Origin of the sequence: Citrobacter amalonaticus (assembly GCF_018252635.1) — a bacterium.
Classification (GTDB): domain Bacteria; phylum Pseudomonadota; class Gammaproteobacteria; order Enterobacterales; family Enterobacteriaceae; genus Citrobacter_A; species Citrobacter_A amalonaticus_E.
Window position 1 is genome coordinate 861,108 of record NZ_JAGTXM010000001.1, and the last position, 24,910, is coordinate 886,017.

General features: G+C 53.8%; 24 protein-coding genes and 5 tRNA genes. 13 read left to right on the forward strand and 16 right to left on the reverse strand.

The genetic code is table 11. The features are described 5' to 3' along the window. Positions 1 to 40: 40 nt before the first annotated feature. The 11 genes from alaS to luxS all read left to right on the forward strand — a co-directional run bounded on the left by alaS (position 41) and on the right by luxS (position 7,830). On the forward strand, positions 41 to 2,668 hold the full coding sequence (gene alaS, locus KE671_RS04010; protein ID WP_206161811.1) for an alanine--tRNA ligase: 2,628 nt from the start codon (positions 41 to 43) through the stop codon (positions 2,666 to 2,668). 240 nt (positions 2,669 to 2,908) lie between these two features. Next, positions 2,909 to 3,094 (forward strand): carbon storage regulator CsrA, encoded by a 186-nt coding sequence (csrA, locus tag KE671_RS04015; protein WP_000906486.1) that lies wholly within the window; start codon positions 2,909 to 2,911, stop codon positions 3,092 to 3,094. 340 nt (positions 3,095 to 3,434) lie between these two features. Further along, positions 3,435 to 3,527 (forward strand) — tRNA-Ser (locus KE671_RS04020). 3 nt (positions 3,528 to 3,530) lie between these two features. Then, positions 3,531 to 3,607 (forward strand) — tRNA-Arg (locus KE671_RS04025). Positions 3,608 to 3,669: 62 nt separating this feature from the next. Further along, a tRNA-Arg gene (locus KE671_RS04030) sits at positions 3,670 to 3,746 on the forward strand. Positions 3,747 to 3,941: 195 nt separating this feature from the next. Continuing rightward, positions 3,942 to 4,018: transfer RNA gene (locus KE671_RS04035), tRNA-Arg, on the forward strand. Between the two features lie 192 nt (positions 4,019 to 4,210). Further along, positions 4,211 to 4,287, forward strand: a tRNA-Arg gene (locus KE671_RS04040). 252 nt (positions 4,288 to 4,539) lie between these two features. After that, a complete protein-coding gene (yqaB, locus tag KE671_RS04045; RefSeq protein ID WP_206161812.1) occupies positions 4,540 to 5,106 on the forward strand; it encodes a fructose-1-phosphate/6-phosphogluconate phosphatase in 567 nt (188 codons plus the stop codon). Continuing rightward, positions 5,103 to 5,531: a YqaA family protein gene (locus tag KE671_RS04050; protein WP_206161813.1), complete on the forward strand. Its 429-nt coding sequence runs from the start codon at positions 5,103 to 5,105 to the stop codon at positions 5,529 to 5,531. Before yqaB ends, KE671_RS04050 begins: the two co-directional genes overlap by 4 nt. 78 nt (positions 5,532 to 5,609) lie before the next feature. Beyond that, positions 5,610 to 7,166, forward strand: coding sequence for a glutamate--cysteine ligase (gene gshA / locus KE671_RS04055; RefSeq protein ID WP_206161814.1), 1,557 nt, complete (start codon positions 5,610 to 5,612; stop codon positions 7,164 to 7,166). Between the two features lie 148 nt (positions 7,167 to 7,314). After that, entirely contained in the window at positions 7,315 to 7,830 is a 516-nt protein-coding gene (gene luxS, locus KE671_RS04060) for an S-ribosylhomocysteine lyase (RefSeq protein ID WP_016154160.1), read from the forward strand. A gap of 64 nt (positions 7,831 to 7,894) precedes the next feature. On the opposite strand, the gene emrB is transcribed toward luxS, so the two are convergent. From emrB to KE671_RS04130, 14 genes are all read right to left on the reverse strand, one after another. After that, the gene (emrB, locus tag KE671_RS04065; RefSeq protein ID WP_042326043.1) at positions 7,895 to 9,433 is read right to left on the reverse strand and encodes a multidrug efflux MFS transporter permease subunit EmrB; all 1,539 of its coding nucleotides are present in this window, start codon (positions 9,431 to 9,433) and stop codon (positions 7,895 to 7,897) included. A gap of 15 nt (positions 9,434 to 9,448) precedes the next feature. After that, entirely contained in the window at positions 9,449 to 10,621 is a 1,173-nt protein-coding gene (gene emrA, locus KE671_RS04070) for a multidrug efflux MFS transporter periplasmic adaptor subunit EmrA (RefSeq protein WP_206161815.1), read from the reverse strand. A 125-nt stretch (positions 10,622 to 10,746) separates the two neighbouring features. Next, positions 10,747 to 11,277, reverse strand: a complete 531-nt coding sequence (gene mprA / locus KE671_RS04075; RefSeq protein WP_206161816.1) for a transcriptional repressor MprA — start codon at positions 11,275 to 11,277, stop codon at positions 10,747 to 10,749. 90 nt (positions 11,278 to 11,367) lie between these two features. After that, positions 11,368 to 11,703 (reverse strand): L-valine transporter subunit YgaH, encoded by a 336-nt coding sequence (gene ygaH, locus KE671_RS04080; RefSeq protein ID WP_206161817.1) that lies wholly within the window; start codon positions 11,701 to 11,703, stop codon positions 11,368 to 11,370. Continuing rightward, a complete protein-coding gene (locus KE671_RS04085; protein ID WP_206161818.1) occupies positions 11,693 to 12,430 on the reverse strand; it encodes an AzlC family ABC transporter permease in 738 nt (245 codons plus the stop codon). The genes ygaH and KE671_RS04085 overlap by 11 nt, the downstream gene beginning before the upstream one ends. A 124-nt stretch (positions 12,431 to 12,554) precedes the next feature. Beyond that, complete coding sequence (locus tag KE671_RS04090; protein ID WP_206161819.1) at positions 12,555 to 13,739, reverse strand: MFS transporter; 1,185 nt, start codon at positions 13,737 to 13,739, stop codon at positions 12,555 to 12,557. Between the two features lie 162 nt (positions 13,740 to 13,901). Further along, a complete protein-coding gene (proX, locus tag KE671_RS04095) occupies positions 13,902 to 14,897 on the reverse strand; it encodes a glycine betaine/L-proline ABC transporter substrate-binding protein ProX (RefSeq protein WP_206161820.1) in 996 nt (331 codons plus the stop codon). 188 nt (positions 14,898 to 15,085) lie between these two features. Next, positions 15,086 to 16,150 carry a glycine betaine/L-proline ABC transporter permease ProW gene (gene proW, locus KE671_RS04100; RefSeq protein WP_206161821.1) on the reverse strand — a complete coding sequence of 355 codons (1,065 nt, stop codon included), beginning with the start codon at positions 16,148 to 16,150 and terminating at the stop codon, positions 15,086 to 15,088. Further along, the gene (gene proV, locus KE671_RS04105; RefSeq protein ID WP_061075056.1) at positions 16,143 to 17,345 is read right to left on the reverse strand and encodes a glycine betaine/L-proline ABC transporter ATP-binding protein ProV; all 1,203 of its coding nucleotides are present in this window, start codon (positions 17,343 to 17,345) and stop codon (positions 16,143 to 16,145) included. The genes proW and proV overlap by 8 nt, the downstream gene beginning before the upstream one ends. Positions 17,346 to 17,700: 355 nt before the next feature. Further along, positions 17,701 to 18,660 carry a class 1b ribonucleoside-diphosphate reductase subunit beta gene (gene nrdF, locus KE671_RS04110; RefSeq protein WP_206161822.1) on the reverse strand — a complete coding sequence of 320 codons (960 nt, stop codon included), beginning with the start codon at positions 18,658 to 18,660 and terminating at the stop codon, positions 17,701 to 17,703. A 10-nt stretch (positions 18,661 to 18,670) separates the two neighbouring features. Next, positions 18,671 to 20,815 (reverse strand): class 1b ribonucleoside-diphosphate reductase subunit alpha, encoded by a 2,145-nt coding sequence (gene nrdE / locus KE671_RS04115; RefSeq protein ID WP_206161823.1) that lies wholly within the window; start codon positions 20,813 to 20,815, stop codon positions 18,671 to 18,673. Further along, positions 20,788 to 21,198, reverse strand: a complete 411-nt coding sequence (gene nrdI / locus KE671_RS04120) for a class Ib ribonucleoside-diphosphate reductase assembly flavoprotein NrdI (RefSeq protein WP_042999632.1) — start codon at positions 21,196 to 21,198, stop codon at positions 20,788 to 20,790. Before nrdI ends, nrdE begins: the two co-directional genes overlap by 28 nt. Continuing rightward, positions 21,195 to 21,440, reverse strand: coding sequence for a glutaredoxin-like protein NrdH (nrdH, locus tag KE671_RS04125; protein ID WP_206161824.1), 246 nt, complete (start codon positions 21,438 to 21,440; stop codon positions 21,195 to 21,197). The genes nrdI and nrdH overlap by 4 nt, the downstream gene beginning before the upstream one ends. 190 nt (positions 21,441 to 21,630) lie before the next feature. Further along, entirely contained in the window at positions 21,631 to 22,062 is a 432-nt protein-coding gene (locus KE671_RS04130; protein ID WP_206161825.1) for a carboxymuconolactone decarboxylase family protein, read from the reverse strand. A gap of 88 nt (positions 22,063 to 22,150) precedes the next feature. Between KE671_RS04130 and KE671_RS04135 the strand changes: the two genes are divergently transcribed. Next, the gene (locus KE671_RS04135; RefSeq protein ID WP_206161826.1) at positions 22,151 to 23,494 is read left to right on the forward strand and encodes a PLP-dependent aminotransferase family protein; all 1,344 of its coding nucleotides are present in this window, start codon (positions 22,151 to 22,153) and stop codon (positions 23,492 to 23,494) included. A 55-nt stretch (positions 23,495 to 23,549) separates the two neighbouring features. On the opposite strand, the gene KE671_RS04140 is transcribed toward KE671_RS04135, so the two are convergent. Further along, positions 23,550 to 23,876, reverse strand: coding sequence for a DUF883 domain-containing protein (locus tag KE671_RS04140; RefSeq protein ID WP_206161827.1), 327 nt, complete (start codon positions 23,874 to 23,876; stop codon positions 23,550 to 23,552). A 161-nt stretch (positions 23,877 to 24,037) separates the two neighbouring features. Between KE671_RS04140 and KE671_RS04145 the strand changes: the two genes are divergently transcribed. Continuing rightward, positions 24,038 to 24,382 (forward strand): DUF2002 family protein, encoded by a 345-nt coding sequence (locus KE671_RS04145; RefSeq protein WP_206161828.1) that lies wholly within the window; start codon positions 24,038 to 24,040, stop codon positions 24,380 to 24,382. Between the two features lie 34 nt (positions 24,383 to 24,416). Here KE671_RS04145 and alaE read toward each other — a convergent pair whose 3' ends face one another. Beyond that, entirely contained in the window at positions 24,417 to 24,866 is a 450-nt protein-coding gene (alaE, locus tag KE671_RS04150) for an L-alanine exporter AlaE (protein ID WP_206161829.1), read from the reverse strand. Between the last annotated feature and the right edge of the window lie 44 nt (positions 24,867 to 24,910).

Consider the following 24,910-nt stretch of genomic DNA (forward strand, 5'->3'; position numbering starts at 1 on the left):
GCTGGTAATGATTTTTCGTTAGCAAGATTTCAGGATAATTATGAGCAAGAGCACCGCTGAGATCCGTCAGGCGTTTCTCGACTTTTTCCATAGTAAGGGACATCAGGTAGTTGCCAGCAGCTCCCTGGTTCCAAACAATGACCCCACTTTGTTGTTTACCAACGCCGGGATGAACCAGTTCAAGGACGTTTTTCTTGGGCTCGACAAGCGTAATTATTCCCGCGCAACCACGTCCCAGCGCTGCGTGCGCGCGGGTGGTAAGCACAACGATCTGGAAAACGTTGGTTACACTGCACGCCACCATACCTTCTTCGAAATGCTGGGCAACTTCAGCTTCGGCGACTATTTCAAACATGATGCAATCCAGTACGCGTGGGAACTGCTGACCGGTGAGAACTGGTTTGCCCTGCCGAAAGAGCGTCTGTGGGTGACCGTCTACGAAACAGACGATGAAGCCTATGAAATCTGGGAAAAAGAAGTCGGTATTCCTCGCGAACGTATTATCCGCATTGGTGATAACAAAGGTGCGGCCTATGCGTCTGACAACTTCTGGCAGATGGGCGATACCGGTCCATGCGGTCCGTGTACCGAGATCTTCTACGATCACGGCGATCACATCTGGGGCGGCCCTCCGGGAAGCCCGGAAGAAGACGGCGATCGCTACATTGAGATCTGGAACATCGTCTTTATGCAGTTCAATCGTCAGGCTGACGGTACGATGGAGCCGCTGCCTAAGCCTTCCGTCGATACCGGTATGGGGCTGGAGCGTATTGCGGCTGTGCTGCAACACGTCAACTCCAACTACGAGATTGACCTGTTCCGTACGCTGATTGAAGCGGTAGCAAAAGTGACCGGTGCGACCGATCTGAGCAACAAGTCACTGCGCGTGATTGCAGATCACATTCGTTCGTGTGCGTTCCTGATCGCTGATGGCGTGGTTCCGTCGAACGAAAACCGCGGCTATGTTCTGCGTCGTATCATTCGTCGTGCGGTACGTCATGGCAACATGCTGGGCGCGAAAGAGACCTTCTTCTACAAACTGGTGGGCCCACTGGTTGACGTTATGGGAGCGGCGGGCGAAGAACTGAAGCGTCAGCAGGCTCAGGTTGAGCAAGTTCTGAAAACCGAAGAAGAACAGTTTGCCCGTACGCTGGAGCGTGGCCTGGCGCTGCTGGATGAAGAGCTGGCGAAACTGTCTGGCGATACGCTGGATGGCGAAACAGCTTTCCGTTTGTACGATACCTATGGCTTCCCGGTTGACCTGACGGCAGACGTTTGCCGTGAGCGCAACATCAAAGTGGATGAAGCCGGTTTTGAAGCTGCCATGGAAGAGCAGCGCCGCCGCGCGCGCGAAGCCAGCGGTTTTGGTGCGGACTATAACGCGATGATTCGCGTGGATAGCGCCTCTGAATTTAAAGGCTACGACCATCTGGAACTGAACGGCAAAGTGACCGCGCTGTTTGTGGATGGAAAAGCGGTTGATACGATCAGTGCCGGTCAGGACGCTGTTGTTGTGCTGGACCAGACCCCGTTCTATGCAGAATCCGGTGGTCAGGTTGGGGATAAAGGTGAACTGAAAGGCGCGGGCTTTGCATTCGCCGTAAACGACACGCAAAAATATGGTCAGGCAATTGGCCACCTCGGCAAGTTGACTGCGGGTGCTCTGAAAGTGGGCGACGCGGTTCAGGCTGACGTGGATGAAGCGCGTCGTGCGCGTATTCGTCTGAACCACTCCGCCACGCACCTGATGCACGCGGCGCTGCGCCAGATTCTGGGCACGCACGTGGCGCAGAAAGGATCGCTGGTTAACGACAAAGTGCTGCGTTTCGACTTCTCGCATAATGAAGCGATGAAGCCTGCAGAAATCCGTGCGATTGAAGATCTGGTGAACGCGCAGATTCGTCGTAACCTGCCGGTTGAAACCAACGTGATGGATCTGGAAGCGGCGAAAGCAAAAGGGGCGATGGCGCTGTTCGGTGAGAAATATGACGAACGCGTTCGCGTACTGAGCATGGGCGATTTCTCGACCGAGCTGTGCGGCGGGACTCACGCTAACCGTACCGGTGACATTGGTCTGTTCCGTATCGTTTCCGAGTCCGGTACCGCCGCCGGGGTCCGTCGTATTGAAGCGGTAACCGGTGAGGGCGCCATTGCGACGGTGCATGCAGAAAGCGATCGCTTAAACGATATCGCGCATCTGTTGAAGGGCGATAGCCAGAACCTGGGCGACAAAGTGCGTTCAGTACTGGAGCGTACTCGTCAGCTCGAGAAAGAACTTCAGCAGTTGAAAGAACAAGCTGCGGCGCAGGAAAGTGCGAATCTTTCCAGCAAAGCGGTTGATATCAATGGCGTTAAGCTGTTGGTAAGCGAGCTTGCGGGTGTTGAGCCGAAGATGTTACGTACTATGGTTGATGATCTGAAAAATCAACTGGGGTCGACAATCATCGTGCTGGCAACGGCAGCTGAAGGTAAGGTTTCTCTGATTGCTGGTGTGTCTAAGGACGTGACCGACCGTGTCAAAGCAGGGGAACTGGTAGGAATGGTCGCTCAGCAGGTGGGCGGTAAGGGTGGTGGTCGTCCGGACATGGCGCAAGCCGGTGGGACGGATGCATCTGCTTTGCCTGCAGCGTTAGCCAGTGTGCAAGCCTGGGTCAGCGCAAAATTGTAATAACAATAAGCGTTAGCCGATGCCGCGGATTATCATTCCGCGGCGTTTGCGACAACGTTGTCGACAACGATAAAGTCGGGTTGAAGTTGTGTATATCGGCTAAACTTAGGTTTAACAGAATGTGATGCCGTGACTGCTTACATGTAATGTGTTTGTCATCGCTTACTTTTTGGCGTTATATGATGGATAATGCCGGGATACAGAGAGACCCGACTCTTTTAATCTTTCAAGGAGCAAAGAATGCTGATTCTGACTCGTCGAGTTGGTGAGACCCTCATGATTGGAGATGAGGTCACCGTGACAGTTTTAGGGGTGAAGGGCAACCAGGTACGCATTGGTGTCAACGCCCCAAAAGAAGTTTCTGTCCATCGTGAAGAGATCTACCAGCGTATCCAGGCTGAAAAATCCCAGCAGTCCAGTTACTAAGGTTTCCGCGTCTCACCTGACCGGGTGAGGCGCAACCTGACATCTTCGCCACATCCCCCTCTTATTCGTTTCGTTTTTCGGTGATCCGTTGTCCTGCTCCATATGGTGCGCCCGCATCCTTATGACTTTTTCATTGTGGTAGCCTTTTGCCTCAGAGACCGATTTATCTGTTGATAAAACACTCTTTTTGCCGTTTTTGCAGACTAATTGAACGTGAAGTGTGCAAACGATAAAAGCTCAGGAAAAATTGTTTGACTTATAAGTCCCAGAAAGTAATATGTGCGCCACGCAGCGACGATGAGCAGTAACAAGTTCTTCGAAGCACTCGTAAGAGGCGTGTGGTGAGGTGGCCGAGAGGCTGAAGGCGCTCCCCTGCTAAGGGAGTATGCGGTCAAAAGCTGCATCCGGGGTTCGAATCCCCGCCTCACCGCCATTTGCATCCGTAGCTCAGCTGGATAGAGTACTCGGCTACGAACCGAGCGGTCGGAGGTTCGAATCCTCCCGGATGCACCATCTCTTACTTGATACGGCTTTAGTAGCGGTATCAAAATCTGCAGTAAAGTAAGTTTCCCGATGCATCCGTAGCTCAGCTGGATAGAGTACTCGGCTACGAACCGAGCGGTCGGAGGTTCGAATCCTCCCGGATGCACCATATTTTCCATTCTCTCAGCAATGAAGGTGTGGATGAGGTGGCGGTAGTAACCGCAAGCACCAGGGAGGATAACGTTGCTTCAGCAACGGCCCGAAGGGCGAGCCGCAAGGCGAGTCATCCTCCCGGATGCACCATCTCTTACTTGATACCGCTGTTATGCAGTATCAACATCGGCAGTAAAATACGTTTTCCGATGCATCCGTAGCTCAGCTGGATAGAGTACTCGGCTACGAACCGAGCGGTCGGAGGTTCGAATCCTCCCGGATGCACCATCTTCTCCCGAATAACAGCTGGTTTGTTGTTTCATGGTCTGCGAGAGTATCGCAAGCGCCAGGGGGATAACGTTGCACCAGCAACGGCCCGAAGGGCGAGGCGCAGCCGAGTCATCCTCCCGGATGCACCATCTCTTGTTTGATACCGTTTTTATGCAGTATCAACATCGGCAGTAAAATACGTTTTCCGATGCATCCGTAGCTCAGCTGGATAGAGTACTCGGCTACGAACCGAGCGGTCGGAGGTTCGAATCCTCCCGGATGCACCATCTTCTCCCGAATAACAGCGAATTTGTTGTTTCATGGCCTGCGAGAGTGTCGCAAACGCCAGGGAGGATAACGTTGCTTCAGCAACGGCCCGAAGGGCGAGGCTTCGCCGAGTCATCCTCCCGGATGCACCATTTTCTCCTTTCTTTACTCCTTTGCAAGACTACCCTGAACAATCCTCAGCATCGTCGTCAGCGACAAAATCCAGCAATTACGATAAAGTAACGTCTGTTTACTTGCAGGGTGAGAGCACTATGTACGAACGTTATGCGGGTCTGATTTTCGATATGGATGGTACCCTTCTTGATACTGAACCAACGCACCGTAAGGCGTGGGTTGAAGTATTAGGTCGTTACGGTATGCACTTTGATCTTCAGGCGATGGTTGCCCTTAACGGCTCAGCTACATGGCGTATTGCGCAGTCCATTATTGAATTGAATCATGCGGATCTCGATCCCCACGCGTTAGCCCGTGAAAAAACGGATGCGGTAAAAATCATGCTCCTCGATAGCGTCGAGCCGCTGCCACTGGTTGAGGTAGTGAAAGCGTGGCATGGTCGTCGCCCGATGTCCGTCGGGACCGGCAGTGAAAGCGCGATTGCGGAAGCGCTGCTGGCCCATTTGGGGTTGCGTCGCTATTTTGATGCCGTCGTCGCCGCCGATCATGTTCAGCATCATAAACCTGCGCCAGATACTTTCCTGCTTTGTGCTGAGCGTATGGGCGTACCTGCGGCGCAGTGTGTGGTATTTGAAGATGCTGACTTTGGTATCCAGGCAGCACGCGCCGCCGGAATGGATGCTGTGGACGTTCGACACCTGTGAGCGACGGACTGTCGCTCCTTTCATTGTTTGCCAGCAGTTTTCTCAGCGCAACACTGTTACCCGGCAACTCGGAAGTCGTTTTGATTGCCATGTTACTGGCCGGGTTCAGTCATCCCTGGGTCTTAGTTTTAACAGCAACAATGGGTAATAGCCTTGGAGGGTTAACTAACGTTATCCTTGGGCGTTTCTTCCCGCTGCGCAAGACATCGCGCTGGCAGGAGAAAGCTACCGGTTGGCTTAAACGCTATGGCGCGGTCACACTATTATTAAGCTGGATGCCGGTTGTGGGTGATTTACTGTGCCTGTTAGCGGGATGGATGCGCCTCTCGTGGGGGCCGGTGCTCTTTTTTTTATGCCTTGGCAAAGCGCTGCGCTATATTGTCGTCGCGGCTGCTACCGTTCAGGGCATTACCTGGTGGCACTAATTGTGCCTGGGGATTAGCCTTTAGGGTAACCACTACAATTATGCTAATTAATACGATTTTGACAGGCGGGAGGTCAATTTGATCCCGGACGTATCACAGGCTCTGGCCTGGCTGGAAAAGCATCCTCAGGCATTGCAGGGGATTCAGCGCGGGCTGGAACGCGAAACATTGCGCGTGAATGCGGATGGCACGTTGGCGACAACGGGGCATCCAGAAGCGTTAGGCTCAGCGCTGACACATAAATGGGTAACCACGGATTTCGCGGAAGCGCTACTGGAGTTTATTACGCCAGTAGATGGCGATATCCAGCATATGCTGACCTTCATGCGTGACCTGCATCGTTATACCGCCAGAAATATGGGCGATGAACGCATGTGGCCACTTAGCATGCCTTGCTACATTGCCGAAGGTCAGGACATTGAACTGGCGCAGTACGGCACTTCAAATATTGGCCGCATGAAAACGCTGTATCGTGAAGGGTTGAAGAACCGTTACGGTGCGCTGATGCAAACCATCTCTGGTGTGCACTACAATTTTTCGCTGCCGATGGCATTCTGGCAGGCGAAATGCGGAGTAGTAGAAGGCGAAGAGGCAAAAGAAAAAATCTCTGCCGGCTATTTCCGCCTGATCCGCAACTATTACCGCTTCGGTTGGGTTATTCCTTATTTGTTTGGGGCATCCCCGGCGATTTGCGCGTCCTTCCTGCAGGGCAAGCCAACCACGCTGCCATTTGAGAAAACCGACTGTGGGATGTACTACCTGCCCTATGCGACCTCGTTGCGTCTGAGCGATCTGGGTTATACCAATAAGTCGCAAAGCAATCTCGGAATTACGTTTAACGATCTCTACGAGTATGTGGCAGGATTGAAGCGGGCGATTAAAACCCCTTCTGAAGAGTATGCGGCGGTAGGGCTGGAGAAAGACGGTAAACGTCTGCAAATCAACAGTAACGTGTTGCAGATTGAAAATGAGCTGTACGCGCCGATTCGGCCGAAACGCGTTACGCGTAGCGGTGAATCGCCTTCTGATGCGCTTCTGCGCGGCGGTATCGAGTACATCGAAGTCCGCTCGCTGGATATCAACCCGTTTTCGCCAATCGGTGTTGACGAGCAGCAGGTGCGCTTCCTTGACCTGTTTATGGTCTGGTGCGCACTGGCTGATGCGCCGGAAATGAGCAGCAGTGAGCTGCTGTGTACGCGTACCAACTGGAATCGAGTGATTCTGGAAGGGCGTAAACCGGGTCTGACGTTAGGTATCGGTTGTGAAACAGCGCAGTTCCCGCTGCGTGAGGTGGGTAAAGATTTGTTCCGCGATCTGAAACGTGTGGCACAAACGCTGGACAGCATCCACGGCGGAGAGGATTATCAGAAAGTCTGTGATGAACTGGTCGCCTGCTTTGATAATCCGGAATTGACGTTCTCTGCGCGTATTCTGCGGTCTATGCTTGATACAGGCATTGGCGGTACGGGCAAGGCGCTGGGCGAAGCTTATCGTAATCTGTTGCGTGAAGAGCCGCTGGAAATATTGCAGGAAGAAGAGTTTGTGGCTGAGCGTGACGCTTCAAAACGTCGTCAGCGTGAGGTTGAAGCAGCGGATACCGAGCCGTTTGACAGTTGGCTGGCAAAGCAGGCCTGACAGAAAAGAAAAAGGCCACTCGGGAGTGGCCAAAATTTCATCTCTGAAAACAGGGATGATGATAACAAATGCGCGTCTTTCATATACTCAGACTCGCACCGGAATGAAGAGTTCAGTTTATTTTAAAAAAATTATCGGAGGTGGCTAAATGCCGTTGTTAGATAGCTTCACTGTCGATCATACCCGGATGGAAGCACCTGCAGTGCGTGTGGCGAAAACGATGAACACCCCGCATGGCGACGCCATTACCGTGTTTGACCTGCGTTTTTGCATACCAAACAAAGAAGTGATGCCGGAGAAAGGGATTCACACGCTGGAGCATCTGTTCGCAGGCTTTATGCGTAATCACCTCAATGGCAACGGTGTCGAGATTATCGATATCTCCCCGATGGGCTGCCGTACCGGTTTCTATATGAGCCTGATTGGTACGCCTGATGAGCAACGCGTGGCTGATGCCTGGAAAGCGGCGATGGCTGACGTGCTAAAAGTTCAGGATCAGAATCAGATCCCGGAACTGAACGTCTACCAGTGCGGCACGTATCAGATGCACTCGCTGAGCGAAGCACAGGATATCGCGCGTCACATTCTGGAACACGACGTTCGCGTCAACAGCAATGAAGAGCTGGCGCTGCCGAAAGAGAAGTTGCAGGAACTGCACATCTAGTTGTCGGTGTCGTTACCGGCAAAAAAAGCCCGTTCGACTGAACGGGCTTTTTTATCGCTTTCATCTAGTGCGCGCCACCGCCGCCACCGCCTGCACCAAACGGGGGTTTAGCAAACCAGACTAGCCCGAGCAACACCAGGAAGATCCCAGCCGACATCCAGAAGATCTCATTGGCTGAAATAATCAGCCCCTGATTGGTGATCTGTTGCGCTATCCAGCCAGACGCCTGTTGCTGGGTCATGCCCAGTCCCTGCAACTGATCGTACATCGCCTGTGCGTTTGGGTTATAGGGATTCACCGACTCGGTTAACTGCGCATGGTGCATCGATTCCCGGTTAGTCCACATGGTGGTAGTGATCGATGTCCCGATCGACCCCGCCAGCGTTCGTGTAAAGTTAGACAAACTCGAGGCTGCCGCCAGCCGCTCTGGTGGTAAGCCGGACAACGTGATGGTCGTCAGCGGCATAAAGAAACACGCGACCGCGAAGCCCTGAATAAACTGCGGCCAAGCGGAGGCGCCGAAGTCCATTCCCGGTTCAAACGTCCACGCGCGCCAGTAGAAGCAGACGGCGTACATAATAAAGCTGAACGTTACCAGCCGGCGCATATCCAGCTTATGGGCAAAGCGGCCGATAATCGGCGACAAAATCACCGGAATGATCCCCACCGGCGCGGACGCCAGACCCGCCCATGTCGCGGTATAGCCGTAGACTTCCTGCAAGAGTTGCGGTAGCAGAACAATTGCCCCGAAGTACAGCATATAGGCCAGGCTGATACACAAACAGCCGATGGTGAAGTTTCGCGACTTAAACAGCGAGAGATCGACAATAGGATTGTCGTCGGTGAGCTCCCAGACAATCAGGAAGCTAATGGCGACCACCGCCACCACTGTCAGAATGACTATCTCCTGCGAGGCAAACCAGTCCAGTTCTTTCCCCCGGTCGAGCATAATCTGCAAGCTACCAATCCCAATCACCAACAGCGCCAACCCAATGGCGTCAATTCGTCGTTGCTCAGTGCGCGTTTCGCGACCACGCAGCGTTTGCAGCGTCATCAGAACCACCGCAATACCGATCGGCACGTTGATAAAGAAGATCCAGCCCCAGTGGTAGTTATCGCTGATATAGCCGCCCAGAATCGGGCCGCAAATCGGCGCGACAATCACCGTCATCGACCACAGCGCCAGCGCGATAGAACGCTTCGCAGGAGGGTAGTTATTGAGCAGCAGACTCTGTGAAAGCGGGATCAGCGGCCCGGCAACCACCCCCTGAACGACGCGGAAGAAGATCAGCATATTCAGGCTGCTGGAAACACCGCACGCCCATGAGGCAATGGCAAACGCCACCGTTGACCACATGAACAGCTTCACTTCCCCGACGCGTTTCGCCAACCAGCCGGTGATGGGAATCGAGATGGCATTTGCCACCCCGAAAGAGGTGATCACCCACGTCCCCTGACTCAGCGATGAGCCCAGGTTACCGGCGATAGTCGGGATCGCCACGTTAGCAATGGTGGAGTCCAGCACCTGCATGAATGTCGCCAGCGACAACGCAATCGTCATAATGACGAGCTGCGCGCCCTCCAGCGGTTTTTGCTGTTGCATCACACGCACCTCAGATTAGCCTGCGTTGGCCTGCACAATCTCTTCGATCAGTTTGTTGACCGGGGCAAGGTTGATTTCACGGGCGTTACTCTCAGACACCGGCGTGGTGCGAACCTGACTGGCCAGCACCTGACCGTCGCGATTCGCTGTATCGACGGTGACGAGCGTCGATAAACCAATCCGCAGCGGATGTTGCGCCAGCTGCTGTGCGTCCAGTTCGATACGTACAGGTAGACGCTGAACCACTTTGATCCAGTTACCGGTCGCGTTCTGGGCAGGCAGCAGAGAGAAGGCGCTGCCGGTTCCCATATCAAGACCGACCACTTTACCGGTGTACTTCACGTCATCGCCGTAGATATCGCTGATAACCGTAGCCGGTTGACCGATACGCATATGGGCAAGCTGCGTCTCTTTGAAGTTGGCGTCGACCCACAGATTCGTGGCCGGAACTACGGCCATCAGCGGTGTTGTAGGGCTTATTTGCGCGCCAGGCTGCACGGCACGGCGCGACACGTAGCCGGTCATCGGGCTGACGATTTTGGTACGTTCCAGTGCCAGCCAGGCGTTACGTACTTCGGTGGCGGCTTGTTGGACGGCGGGCTGATCTTCCAGCTTACTGTCCAGAATCATCGCCTGATTTGCATTGTATTGCTGAATGGCAACATCAAGCTGCGCCTGCGCGCTGGCTACCGCATCCCGCGCGTGTTGCAATTCTTCGCGGCCAATCAGGTTAGCGTTACCCAGCGGTACGCGACGGTTAAAATCGCTTTGCGCCTGGGCGAGGGCGGTTTTTTGTACCGCAATGTTCGCCTGCAACTGTTTACTGTTGATCATTAACTGATGCGTCTGACGGACGCTGGAGGCCAGCGCGGTCTTGGCTTTTTCAAATGCTTGCTTAGCATCCGTTTGATCGAGCGTGACGAGAACGTCACCTTGTTTAACAAAGTCAGTGTTATCCGCCCAGACTTTCGTCACGCTACCGGATACCTGCGCCATGATTTGAACCTGGTTCCCTGCCACGTACGCGTCATCAGTCTCTTCAACATGACGCAGTACTAAAAACCAATAGATCCCATATGCCACGGCAATAATAATAAAGAGCAAGGTCAGGAGGAGCAGCATACTTTTACGTTTGCTTTTCTTCTTAACCGGTTGCTGCGGGGTTTGAGTCTCCGCATTTGCGCTCATGTTGTTCTCCACGATCTTATTTTTTCCGTCGGCGGGGCCGAACTGTTTATCAGAAAGGCCAGCACGTTCAGGTGCTGGCCAGTCAGTTTTCTTTCTTAATCTGGATGATAGAGCGAGTCGACGCGTTAGCTCAGCGCCTCAAGAATGGCACCATCCTGGTCCATCTGATCAAGACGCGTCAGAAGCTTACGGGTGATGTGCTCCAGCTGGTCTTTCTCTGCGGTACTGAGTACAGACCAGAGTTGATGCAGGCAGTTATGCTGCGGCGGTAACACTTCGCGCAGAAAAGCATGGCCTTTGTCGGTCAACTGCAGATGCAGGCAACGGCGATCGTTGTCGCTTTCACGGCGCTCGATCCAGCCGCGCTTTTCCAGCTCATCAGCGATACGCGTCGCGTTTGTACGGGATGAACCCAGGGCACAACTCAGTTCAGAGGGCTGAATGCTGTGATTTTCCTGAGACTCCAGCGTAATCAACGCCATAAACAACGTCTCGTTAATCCCTTGAGCCTTCAGCATTTTATTGCGATTGTCCAGCAGCTTTCCTTGCATATGCATGCAAAGGCGAGTCAGCAGAATTTCCTGATACGGAAAGTCCTCATGGCGGCTGGCGCGAAATTTTAGCATTTGTTCAATGGGCGTAAACGAACTATCCATTTGGGCATGACCTCATTAATTTCAGCCGATATAGTAACGACGGTGACAAATAAAGTAAATGTATTATTAAACTAAAATGATTCTTCTGTTCTATAAAATCACCCACATTTTCCACGCTAATCCATAGGCCAGAGCACTTAATAACGTGGGAATGATGATACTGCGCGTTTTATAGAAACTTGCACCCAGAACAGCAAAACCCACGAGCGTCGGCACGAAGCGACTGGCATCGTGCATCACCTCAGGGGCCGTTGACACAACCAGCAGGGCGCAAATTGATGCTATGCCGATGGTGTCGAGCAGTACGCCGGTTGCGCCACGCTTGCCTGGACGGGTATTTCCCATCTTCAGACGCAAGGGCAAATAGCGAAATCCATAGTTTACGAAGCCGACCAGCAACCCGAGCAGCAGTACTTCATAGCGCATCGGGCACTCCTTGCCAGAAAGCCTGAATCAGCGCGGTCAGACAGCCGCACACAATCCCCGCAAGAATCGCAGCAGGAATGGAAAACAGCGTCACGCCTGCCAGTGCGCCTGCTAATGCGGCAGTTACGCACAGGGACTGTTTACGCTGAAATGATGCCAGCAGGAAACTCATAAACAATGCGGGGAGCATAAAACCGAGCGCGGCTTCTACCGCCGGGAAGCCTTTCAATAAACCGCTGCCGGAAAAGGCGCCGATCACGGTTCCCAACACCCAGGAGGCCCAGGAGCAAAACGCGATGCCGATCATCCAGTTCTCGCTCCAGCGACGGTTATCCCGCACCAGCTTCGCGGTTGCTGCGGCAAAAACTTCGTCGGTGAGGCCAAATGCCCACAGGGCGGTTTTCGGTTTGCTAAGTTTCTGGGCGATTCGACTGCGCAAGGAAGGGCCGTATAAAATATGGCGTACATCCATCGCCATGACGGTCAGAGCGGCAACCCATAATGTGCTGCCTGCGGCGAGCATGGTTGTAATAACGAACTGGCTGGCTCCGGCATAAATAATGCAGGAGAAAAACACGCTCTCAACCGGGCTAAACCCGAGACGGGTGGCATTGAGACCAAATGCAAAGGCAACAGGAATATAGCTGATGACGATGGGTAAGCTGTCTTTGAATCCTTCCGCACAGGTTGCCGGAGGGGTATTGGGCAGAGAAGCGGGCCTTTCCATAGGATTTTGCGTGTTATCACCAATGTTAAAATTATCAGGGTTAATAATCCCTATCACCTTAACAGACTGGGGGGCTCCTTAACACCCTCAGGAGCCCAAACGAAAGCAAACGCTTGCTGAGCGCTTAAATAGCAGCTTCTTGTCGGTGAAATCCTCGCCACCAGACCAGCAGGTTCAGTACGGCAACGGTCGTACCTGCCAGACAAACGCCCAGCCATCCGGCATGCTGCCAGGCTGAAGCGGAGACTAACGATCCAGCGGCTCCGCCGATAAAGTAGCTGGTCATATACCCGGCGGTCAGACGATTTCGCGCCTCCGGATAAAGACGATAAATCACCGTCTGGTTGGTGATGTGGACCCCCTGAACGGTGAGATCCAGTACCAGGATCCCCACAATCAGCGCCAGGACTGAGGCGTGTCCCAGCCAGATAGCGAGCCAGGAAAGCAGCAATAACAGCAGGCCCCAGGTCGTGGTGAGGTGAGAATGTCCTTTATCTGCAAAGCCGCCAGCCGGACGCGCGCCGAGTGCGCCAGCGGCACCTGCCAGCCCAAACAGGCCAATCATCCCCTCGGAATAGTTAAACGGCGGGGCGGCCAGTAAAAAGGCCATTGAGGTCCAGAGAATACTGAAATTGGCGAAGGTCAGGCAGCCTAACAGTGCACGCGTGCGCAGCAGTTTATCGCGGGTAAACAGACTGAACACCGAACCCAGCAATTGCGGATAATTCAGGTGCGTTTCTGATTTCACCTTCGGTAACCCGCGCCACAGGGCGAGCGCCATCAACGCCATCAATACGGAGGCGACCCAGAAGACGGTGCGCCAGCCGCCGAGATTCGCCAGCAGTCCTGCTACGGTTCGCGCCAGCAAAATACCCAGCAGCAGGCCACTCATGATGGTTCCGACCACTTTTCCGCGTTTATCCGGCGTGGCAAGCGTCGCCGCCAGCGGCACCAGAATTTGTGCGACCACGGAAAAGAGTCCGGTCAGCGCCGTGCCGAGGATCATCATCGCCAGCGACTGGCTACTGGCGGTAATGAGCATCCCGCCTGCCGCCAACAGCGTCATGGAGACGATCAGCGTCCGGCGTTCAAACATATCGCCAAGCGGAACCAGAAACAGTAGACCGGCGGCGTAGCCTAGCTGGGCGGCGGTGACGATAAACCCAGCGGAACTGGCGGAAAGCGAGAAATTGCGTGCGATGGTATCAAGTAGCGGCTGCGCGTAGTAGTTACTGGCGACGGCTAGGCCCGTTGCCACAGACATGAGAACGATCAGCGCCGGGCTCAGCCCATGAGATGTATTTGTCATTATGTTCGTAATCGTGAGTCAGGTGATGATTCCTTTGGAAATCAATCATAGCGGATGTTTGTGACGGTGGGGGCATTGTTGCGTGCTGGATTGTGCGGTCAGGGGGGAGTAAGGAGTTGGCCGGATAAGCGCATCGCGCGCCATCCGGCATTCAGGAGGGGGTTACTTCTGCGCAGCCAGCGCGTCGTTCACCCAGCCGTCGAACTGCTGCTGGTGGGCTTTGATCCAGCCGTCAACGTGACCCTGTACGTCAGCTTCCGACGCTTTGCCGTCATGCATCATTGCGTTCTGCGCGTTGATGTCCGCCAGAGGCAGTTTCATGATGGCAAACAGTTTTGCCGCTGCCGGGTTTTTCTCTGCCCAGGCCTTGTTGGCAACGATGTGCATGGTATTGACCGGGAAGCCATAGTTCGCGCCATTCGGCAGCTTGGTATCGATATCTTTCTGCTCGCCTGGCAGCGAGGAGAACGGCACCTGTAACCAGACCACATCTTTGCCCGGCTTCATCACATCACTCACCCAGTAAGGCGTCCATGTGTAATAGAGGATTGGTTTACCTTCTTTAAAGCGGGTGATGGTATCGGCCATCATTGCCGCATAGTTGCCGTGGCTGACGTCGACGGTTTTTTCCAGATCAAACGCTTTGTTCTGGTGGTTAATAACCGCTTCACACCCCCAGCCCGGCGAGCAGCCCATCATATCCGCTTTACCATCGCCGTTGGTGTCGAAGATTTTGGCGATGTTAGGATCTTTCAACTGCGCGAGATTGGTGATCTTGTACTGCTCAGCGGTTTTCTTATCGATCAGGTAACCCTGTGCGGCACCGGTAACAAACGTGCCTTCGCGATAGAATTTTTTGTCACCACCTGCCGCAGAATACATATCATCGTGCAGCGGCTGCCAGTTGACGGCGGTAAAGGTGGCGTCGCCGGAGGCAATAGAGGTGTAGCCCACGTTATAGTCGACTTCGCTCGGTTTGTTGACGGTGTAACCCAGTTTCTCCAGCGCGCGGCTCACCAGCAGCGTCTGGAAGGTTTCTTCGGTGATGGTGCTCTGTACCGGTTGGACGGTAATGCCTTTGCCTGGCAGGTCGGCAGCGAAAGCGCTGGTAGAGACAAGGGTGGCAAACGCTGTGGCAAAAAGTACGGTATGTCGCATCGTTGTTCCTTATTACACTTCATCCTTCAGGTTGCCTCTTTGTTGGCTGCACTCATGCCCCCCAGTCACGTACTGCGTGTACGCTCCTGGGGATACCTTCGTTTGCCGCCTCGATGCAACATGAATGATTTTGTGTAAGTTCATGAGTGTAGGCCCGGTAAGCGCAGCGCCACCGGGCAACAGGTGAATTACTTAATGAAAGGGCGCGTAATGAGCCCAACAGGACCGGTGGTATACCAGCGACGATTACCCCGACTGCGTGAATCGCGACCTACGGCCTGGGTCAGACGGTCCAGAATGATGGCGAGGATCACAATGCCGACCCCACCGACGGTGGCCAGCCCCATATCGAGACGACCGATACCGCGCAGTACCATCTGACCCAGACCACCGACGGCAATCATGGAGGCGATTACAACCATCGAAAGGGCAAGCATGAGCGTCTGGTTGACCCCCGCCATAATAGTGGGCATCGCCAGCGGTAATTGAACTTTGAACAGCATCTGACGCGGACTGGCCCCGAACGAGCGTGACGCTTCGATCAAATCAGCCGGTACCTGGTTAATCCCGAGGATCGTCAGACGCACAATCGGCGGCAGCGCAAAAATAATCGTCACGACCACACCCGGCACGTTACCAATACCGAACAGCATGACAATCGGCACCAGATAGACGAACGCAGGCGTTGTCTGCATGGCATCAAGCAGCGGGCGAACGATTTTTGCTGCCCGCGGACTGCGCGCCAACCAAATTCCCATCGGTAAGCCAATCACCACGCAGAACAGCAGGGCGGTCAGCACCAGCGCCAGCGTAATCATCGCTTGCGACCAGGCGCCGATCGCGCCAATTGCAATCAGGGAAATCAGTGTCGCCACGCCCATCCCAACGCCGGAAATCTGCCAGGCGATCAGGGCGAAAATGACGATCGCCACCGGAGCTGGCATCCCCAACAGCAACTGCTGGAAACCGTTAAGGATGTAATCCACCGGCACACGAATGCCCTGGAAGACGGGACGGAAATGGGTGACCACCCAGTCGATCCCTTCAGTGACCCAACTGTCGAGCGGGATCAGCGTCTTATGGAACGGATCCATAATGTTGAAATGTTCCGGTGCTGGTGCAGGCGCGCTGGTGAGCCAGTCGGCGCTGCCGCTATCGGCAGGCGTCCCTGACGGCGTACTCCAGGCGTCAGCGGATTGTGCGGCGCTATCGGCCGCTGGTGCGGTATCCCACGGATTGGATTGATCAGCCATTGTTTGCCCCCTCGCGATCTAAAGCCTGTAGCAGCATGCGTTTCGAAATAATGCCGACATACTGTTGTTCCTCATCAACAACCGGCACCGCGCACGGCGCCTGTCCGACATGAGAGAGCAACTCGCTAAGCGGGGTTTGCGCATCCACGGCCAGCGGCTCGTCGATTAACGCCCCTTCAATGCTTTGGGCCTGACCTAATGCCGCCTTTAATGAGTCGATAGAGACCACGCCAACAAACTTATTGCCGCGTTCGATGACGTAACCATATTCCCGGTCTTCATCCTGTAATAATTTCAGAGCCGAACGGGGACCAAAGCCTGGCGTTTTACGAATCAGTCCGACCGGGCTACGGCGGGCAATATCTTTCGCACTAAAGACCTGGCTAATATCGACGCCACGGAAGAAGGTGCGGACATAATCGTTTGCCGGATTATTCAAAATTTCATCCGGTGTGCCGACCTGAACCACTTCGCCATTTTGCATAATGGCAATGCGGTCGCCAATACGCATTGCTTCATCGAGATCGTGGGAAATAAAGACCACGGTGCGCTGATGTTTCGCCTGCAGTTTCACCAGTTCATCCTGCATCTCGGTACGAATTAAGGGATCGAGCGCGGAGAAGGCTTCATCCATTAATAAGATGTCAGGGTTAATGGCTAATGCCCGGGCGAGACCGACACGCTGACGCATGCCGCCGGAAAGTTCATCCGGATAGCCGTGCGCGTAATTTTCGAGTCCCACCTGACGCAGCGCATCCAACGCTTTTTCGCGACGTTCCTCAGCACTCACACCCGCTAATTCCATGCCGAATGCGGTATTGTCCAGAACGGTCATATGCGGCATGAGCGCAAATGACTGGAAGACCATCGCAATCTTTTTTCTGCGCACCTCGCGGAGTTCGGCGTCCGATATTTTGGCGATATCGACGCCGTCGATCAGTACCTGTCCGCGGGTGGGTTCAATCAGGCGATTGAGAAGGCGTACCATTGTGGATTTACCCGAGCCGGATAATCCCATGATGACAAATATCTCGCCTTCTTCAATGGCCAGACTGGCGTCTTTAACGCCAAGCGATAGCCCTGTTTTTTCCAGAATTTGTTCTTTTGAAAGTCCTTTTTCAATATATTTGAAGGCGCGCTGCGGATGCTCTCCAAATACTTTATATAGATTTTTAACTTCTAATTTAATTGCCATGCAATAGAAAGATTCCTGTTATTTATATATGTCGATATATTACCTGATAGAAATAGTCACCTTTTTCTACCCTAACATACTGAGAATCTGAGACAACCCTGAATGTGAAATCAGGCGAAATAGGGTAGAAGGCAAATTGCCGCGACTTCCCATGATATAAGGGCTGAGAGCAAACCATGGTCGGTGAATATTTTTTGTAAGGACCACCGGAAAGGCGCCTGAATTTTGAAAATTCAGGCGAATATGACAACAGCTATTGAGTGTAGAACACCCTGAAATAGTTGGGTGATAAAAATGTGATCGGCTTAAAATATTAACGTAAATAGGGTGATGATATTCCCCCTATTAATTTGCGTTAAAAATTCCAGTCTTCGTCTTCTGTTTCGACAGCTTTACCTATCACATAGGATGATCCCGATCCTGAGAAGAAGTCATGGTTTTCGTCGGCATTGGGTGAAAGCGCGGCAAGGATCGCTGGGTTCACCTCCGCCATTTCCGCCGGGAACAGCGCCTCATAGCCGAGGTTCATCAACGCCTTGTTGGCGTTGTAGCAAAGGAACGCGTTGACATCTTCAGCCCAGGCGGTGTCGGCATACAGTTCTTCGGTATAGCGGACTTCGTTTTCGTATAGTTCCATCAGCAGATCGAGGGCAAACCCCTTGAGATCTTCACGCGCGGATGGGGACAGTTTTTCCAGCCCTTTCTGGAACTTGTAGCCGATGTAATAGCCATGAACCGCTTCGTCACGAATAATCAGCCGGATCAGATCGGCGGTGTTGGTGAGCTTGCCGCGACTGGAGAAATACATCGGTAGCCAGAAGCCGGAATAGAACAAAAAAGATTCCAGAAACACGCTGGCAATTTTCTTCTTCAACGGCTCATCGCTGGCGTAATGCGCGAGGATAATTTGCGCTTTCTGCTGCAACGGCGCGTTTTCTTCGCTCCAGGCGTAAGCGGCATCGACATCTTTAGTCTGGCACAGCGTAGAGAAGATGGAACTGTAGGAGCGGGCGTGCACCGCTTCCATAAAACTGATGTTCGACAGCACAGCCTCCTCGTGCGGCGTCAGGGAATCCGCCATTAGCGACGGAGCCCCGGCGATATTCTGGATGGTGTCGAGCAGTGTCAGACCGGTAAAGACGCGGATGGTCAGTTGCTGTTCGGCGGCGCTCAGGTTCTGCCACGCCGGAATATCGTTGGACAACGGCACTTTTTCCGGCAGCCAGAAGTTGCTGGTCAGGCGGTTCCACACTTCCAGATCCTTGTCGTCCTGAATCTTATTCCAGTTGATGGCGCTTACGCGTGATAATGTCATACCGCTCTCCTTACAGTGCGCACGAAACGCAGCCTTCGATTTCAGTACCTTCCAGCGCCAGCTGGCGCAACCGGATGTAATACAGCGACTTAATGCCTTTTCGCCAGGCGTAGATCTGCGCTTTGTTGATATCGCGGGTGGTCGCGGTATCGGGGAAAAACAGCGTCAGCGACAGGCCCTGATCGACGTGCTTAGTGGCTTCGGCGTAGGTATCAATGATTTTTTCCGCGCCGATTTCCCAGGCGTCCTGATACATATCCAGATTCTCATTGGTCATGAACGGAGCCGGGTAGTAGACGCGCCCGGTTTTGCCCTCTTTGCGGATCTCCACTTTCGAGACGATCGGGTGAATGCTCGATGTCGCATGATTGATATAAGAGATCGAACCGGTCGGCGGCACCGCCTGTAAATTCTGGTTATAGATGCCGTAGCGCATTATCTCATCACGCAGGTACAGCCACATTTCGCGCGTTGGCAGCGTGATGCCGCTACGGGCAAACAGCGCACGGACTTTTTCTGTTTTTGGCGTCCAGTTCTGCTCCAGATACTGTGTGAAGAACTCGCCGCTGGCATAGCGCGACTGCGCAAACCCGGCAAAGGTTTGCCCGCGTTCACGCGCCAGCTTCATTGAGGTGTGTAGCGCATGCCAGGTGATGGTGTAAAAGTAGAGATTGGTGAAATCCAGCCCTTCAGGCGAACCATAAGCGATGCCTTCACGTGCCAGATAGCCGTGCAGGTTCATCTGTCCCAGCCCGATGGCGTGGGAGGCGGCATTACCGGCGGCAATGGATGGGACGCTGCGAATATGGCTCATATCCGATACCGCCGTCAGTCCGCGAATCGCCGTTTCCACCGTCCGGCCAACGTCCGGGGAATCCATGGTGTGAGCAATATTCAACGAGCCAAGGTTGCAGGAGATGTCATGCCCGATCTGCGTGTAGTCCAGATTTTCATCGTAAGTGGAGGCGCTGTTGACCTGTAAAATTTCCGAGCACAGGTTGCTCATATTAATGCGACCCGCAATCGGGTTAGCCCGATTCACCGTATCCTCATACATAATATAGGGATAGCCGGACTCAAACTGAATTTCTGCCAGTGTCTGGAAAAAGTCGCGGGCGCTAATGTACTTCTTGCGCACGCGCTCGTCGGCGACCAGCTCGTCGTACCGTTCGCTTATGGCGATATCCCCGAAGGGCTTACCGTAAACACGCTCGACGTCATAAGGCGAAAACAGCGCCATTTGCGCATTCTCTTTGGCCAGACGGAAAGTGACGTCCGGGATCACCACCCCCAGTGAAAGCGTTTTGATGCGGATCTTTTCATCGGCGTTTTCGCGTTTGGTATCGAGAAAGCGCAGAATATCCGGATGGTGCGCGTGCAAATAAACCGCCCCCGCTCCCTGACGCGCGCCTAGCTGGTTGGCATAGGAAAAGGCATCTTCCAGCATCTTCATCACTGGGATCACCCCGGAGGACTGGTTTTCGATGCGCTTGATCGGCGCGCCAGCTTCGCGCAGGTTAGAGAGTAAAAACGCCACGCCGCCGCCGCGTTTGGAGAGCTGAAGCGCGGAGTTCACTGCCCGACCGATTGACTCCATGTTGTCTTCAATCCGCAACAGGAAACAGGAGACCAGTTCACCGCGCTGCTGTTTACCGCAGTTTAAGAAGGTAGGCGTGGCGGGCTGGAAGCGCCCCGAGAGCATCTCATCGGTGAGTTGTGACGCCAGCGCTTCGTCGCCCTGCGCGAGCGTCAGCGCGACCATCACCACCCGATCTTCAAAGTGTTCCAGGTAGCGTTTGCCATCAAAGGTTTTCAGCGTGTAGCTGGTGTAAAACTTCCAGGCGCCAAGGAAGGTCTGGAAACGAAAACCGCTGGCGTGAGCGCGGGCAAACAGCGTCACCACGAAATCGCGATCGTAGCGCGCCAGAACGCTTTCGTCGTAATACCCTTCGCGCACCAACGTTTGCAGGCGTTCTTCCTGACTGCTAAAGGTGACAGAGTGGGGTTGAACATGGGCGGTAAAAAAGGCCTCTACCGCCTGCCGGTCCTTATCGAACTGAATACGACCTGCTTTATCGTACAGATTCAGCATGGCGTTCAGCGCATGGTAATCCAGCGATTCCTGCGTTACGCGTTCTGCGGTTGTCGTTGCCAAAATTCGCTTACTCCTTTTCGAACGTTATCGATGTCGGCGGGGGTTCCCATCAGTTCAAAACGATAGAGCCAGGGCACGGCGCATTTTTGGGCAATCACTTCCCCCGCGCGACCGTATGCTTCGCCGAAGTTACGATTGCCAGAGGCAATAACACCGCGAATTAACGCCCGGTTGTGAGCATCATTTAAAAAGCGGATCACCTGTCGCGGGACTGCACCAGCCGTGCCGCCGCCACCGTAGGAAGGCACCACCAGAATGTAGGGATCGTCTACTCGGATCCGTTCGCGTTCATTTAGCGGAATGCGAATGGCGGGCAGCCCAAGACGCTGCATAAAGCGGTGCGTATTTTCGGAGCTGCTGGAGAAGTAGACGAGCGGGTTCATGCGCTGGCTACTCGCGGTTCTGGATGCAGACGGTTGATCATATCCGGACGAAATCCTGACCAACTGGTCTCGCCGGCAATGACAACCGGCAGTTGACGAAAACCTTGCGCACGCAGGGTATCGGCCACGTCGGGCACCAGATCGACGTTCACCATCTCAAATTTAAATCCACGGCTTTCCATCGCCCGTTTAGTGGCGTGGCACTGAACACAGTCATTTCGAGTGTAAATAGTAATGCTCATGATTCGTATTTCCATTTAAAATGAAAGAACGGCGCGATAAGACGCGTCGGTTTAGGTGTGTACTGATAGAGAGAATACTAGATGTAGTTGAAATAAGTTTCAACCATACAAGATATGGGAATTTTCGATTAATATCTCCCCACCGATGAGCACGGCGGGGAGCGGGAGTTTATGGAGAAAAATCGACGGTTTACATCCGCATGCTTACGGCCAGGCGGTTAAAGCAGTTCATCAGCCCGATTGCAAAGGTCAGGTCGCTGATTTCGCGGGCGCTGAAATTATCAAGCAGCGGCAGATAAACGTCATCTTCGGCATGGGTTCTGGCGATGTCGGTCACCGATTCCGCCCACGCCAGCGCCGCTTGTTCCTGCCTGCTGAAATGGTGGCTCACTCGCCAGCCGGCCAGCGCGTCCAGTTTACTTTGTGCGACGCCCGATTTACGCAGCGCCTTGCTGTGCATTTCCAGGCAAAATGCGCAGCCGTTGATCTGCGAAATTCGCAGGTAAATCAATTCCATCAGCGTGGTATCCAGCACGCTGTTTTCCAGTGCCGTTTTCGCCTGTACCAGGGCGTTATAGACTTCCGGGCTGAGTTCATAGTAGGGCTGGCGTAACGTCGTCATGGTGCTTCTCCTCGTGTTGATGGCCGGCAATGTAGCACTATAATGGACTGGAAAAGAGAGCCATATTTTTACGAAAAAAGCAGACCATATGCCACGCTATCAGCAAATTGCCCGCCAGTTAAAAACGGCCATTGAATGTGGGGAGCTCAAGCCCGGTGCCCGGTTACCGTCCAGCCGCACCTGGTCGCAGGAACTGGGTATTTCGCGCTCAACAGTAGAAAACGCCTATGCAGAGCTGGTGGCACAGGGCTGGCTGGAACGGCGAGGGCAGGCGGGAACGTTTGTCAGTGCACAGTTGCAGCCGAAACAGGCGTTCAGCGAGCCGGTGGTCGTTGCCGGAGAAAGTACAGTCCCTCAGCCCTTTCAGATGGGACTTCCCGCGCTGGATCTCTTTCCGCGAGACATCTGGGCGCGGGTAATGGGGCGGCGATTGCGCACCCAGACGCGTTTTGATCTGGCTCTCGGCGACGTATGTGGTGAAGCCATGTTGCGCCAGGCGATCGCGGACTATCTGCGCGTGTCGCGCAGTATTGACTGTCTGCCTGAGCAAATTTTTATCACTTCCGGCTATGCGGCCTCGATGACCCTCATCCTGCGCGCGCTTGCCACGCCGGGCGATGGCATGTGGATTGAAGATCCAGGCTTTCCGTTGATCCGTCCGGTGATTGAACAGGAAAACGTCTCGTTGCTGCCGGTTCCGGTCGATGACGACGGGCTGAATGTCGCGACCGGGATCCGCGACTATCAGGATGCGCGTTTTGCGCTACTCACTCCGGCCCATCAAAGTCCACTCGGCGTCGCGTTGTCGCTAGCCCGACGTCACCAACTCCTGGAATGGGCATCACAAACCCAGGCGTGGATTATTGAAGATGATTACGACAGCGAGTTTCGTTATCACGGCAAGCCGCTGCCGCCGCTGAAAAGTCTGGATGCGCCGCAGCGGGTGATTTACGCCGGTTCGTTCAGCAAATCGCTGTTTCCCGCCTTGCGTTGTGCGTGGCTGGTGGTGCCGATAAACCAGGTGGGACGTTTTCGTCAGCAGGCGGTACGAATGGCCTGTAGCGTGCCGCTGCTCTGGCAGCAAACGCTGGCGGATTTTATCCGTGATGGGCATTTCTGGCGGCATCTGAAAAAAATGCGGCAGCACTATGCGCAGCGAAGGCTATGGACGCAAAGTGCGCTCGGCGAGCAGGGATTTCACGTTGTGCCTCAACAGGGCGGGATACAACTGGTGATTACCGTTGACGGTGACGATATCGCGCCGGTACGTAAAGCTAATGAAGCGGGCCTGGCGGTTCAGGCTCTAAGTCGCTGGCGGGTGAATACATCAGGAATGGGGGGAATATTGCTGTCATTTACCAATATCGCTTCGCCTGAAATGGCGTGGCAGGTGGCAAAGCGGTTGCGGCAGGCCATTCAGTCAGTGCTTTAATGGAGTCTACGCCAGGCCGGATAAGCGTAAACGCTATCCGGCACATGCGTCATACTTAGCGACGAAGACTCAGCAGTGCACCGACGAAGATCCCCACCGCCGCCGCTGTACCGATGCTACACCATGGCTTATCACGCACAAACGTATCGGCGCAGCCTACGGCGTCCCGGGCGGCTTGCTGTACGCGCGTCCGGCCATGCATTTTCGCACGCGTCTCTTTCAGCAGCGCCTGCGCTTTACGCCGTGCAGTATCCGCTTCATCCTTCGCATCGCTGCCCCATGACTTCAATACGGCTTCCAGACTATCAGCTAATTGATTGACGTCATTATGAATATCCTGCACGCCATCATCTACATCGTTTCGGTTCGGTCGGTTAAACATATGATCCTCCATTGATTTCGATGTGACTTTCAGTTTAGTCGATATTTTTAACTTCTGAGATGGCTCACGGCGTTATTACGCGTTTATGGACTTTTCTGAAAGCGTTGCTAATGCTGAATCAGGTAAGGTAAGCCCGCAGTAAAAGATAACGAGGAAAAAATATGTATTTACGACCTGACGAGGTGGCGCGCGTACTTGAAAAAGTGGGGTTTACCGTCGATGTGGTGACACAGAAAACGTACGGTTATCGACGTGGCGAGAATTATGTTTATGTGAATCGCGAAGCGCGTATGGGACGCACCGCGCTGGTGATCCATCCAACTTTAAAAGAGCGTAGTTCTTCGCTGGCTGAACCGGCGTCCGATATTAAAACTTGCGACCATTACCAGCATTTTCCGCTTTATTTAGCCGGCGACAACCACGAGCACTATGGTATTCCTCACGGCTTTAGTTCGCGTATTGCGCTTGAGCGCTATTTGAATGGACTGTTTGGCGAGGCGAATTAATTAAGCGACTGGCGTAGCCAGTCGCAGAGTCGTTTTAGACGTTAACCTGCTGGTAGCGACTCACCTTAAACAGGCGGCGACAATAATCCAGGAAATAGCCATATACCGCTCCCATCAACATCGATATCACGATATTCGAACTGACTGCGGCGGTAATTTGATGCCAGTCAGCGCCCACCGTCAGCAGAATAGCGACATAAACCGGGGACTGGAAGGTGACATAAGCCAGCACATCTGCCAGATTTTTCAGCCATCCCGCTGAACCCACTTTACGCGACGCCCTCATAAAGAGATCACGATACATGCCGTAGGGCCAGGCGATCAAAATGTTAACCGGAATAGCGACCAGCCTGGAAGAAAGCGATTGCTCAAAGGTCATTCCGGAGAGGAATATCTCGATCAACATGTTCACAACAGAACAATAAACAACCATCGCGAACGTGTCTGCTACCGCATGACGCAAGCGTGACTGTGGTGAGAACATGCTAATGCTCCTTGTAAAAAGGGGTAAAATCCCCGGCAAATGAT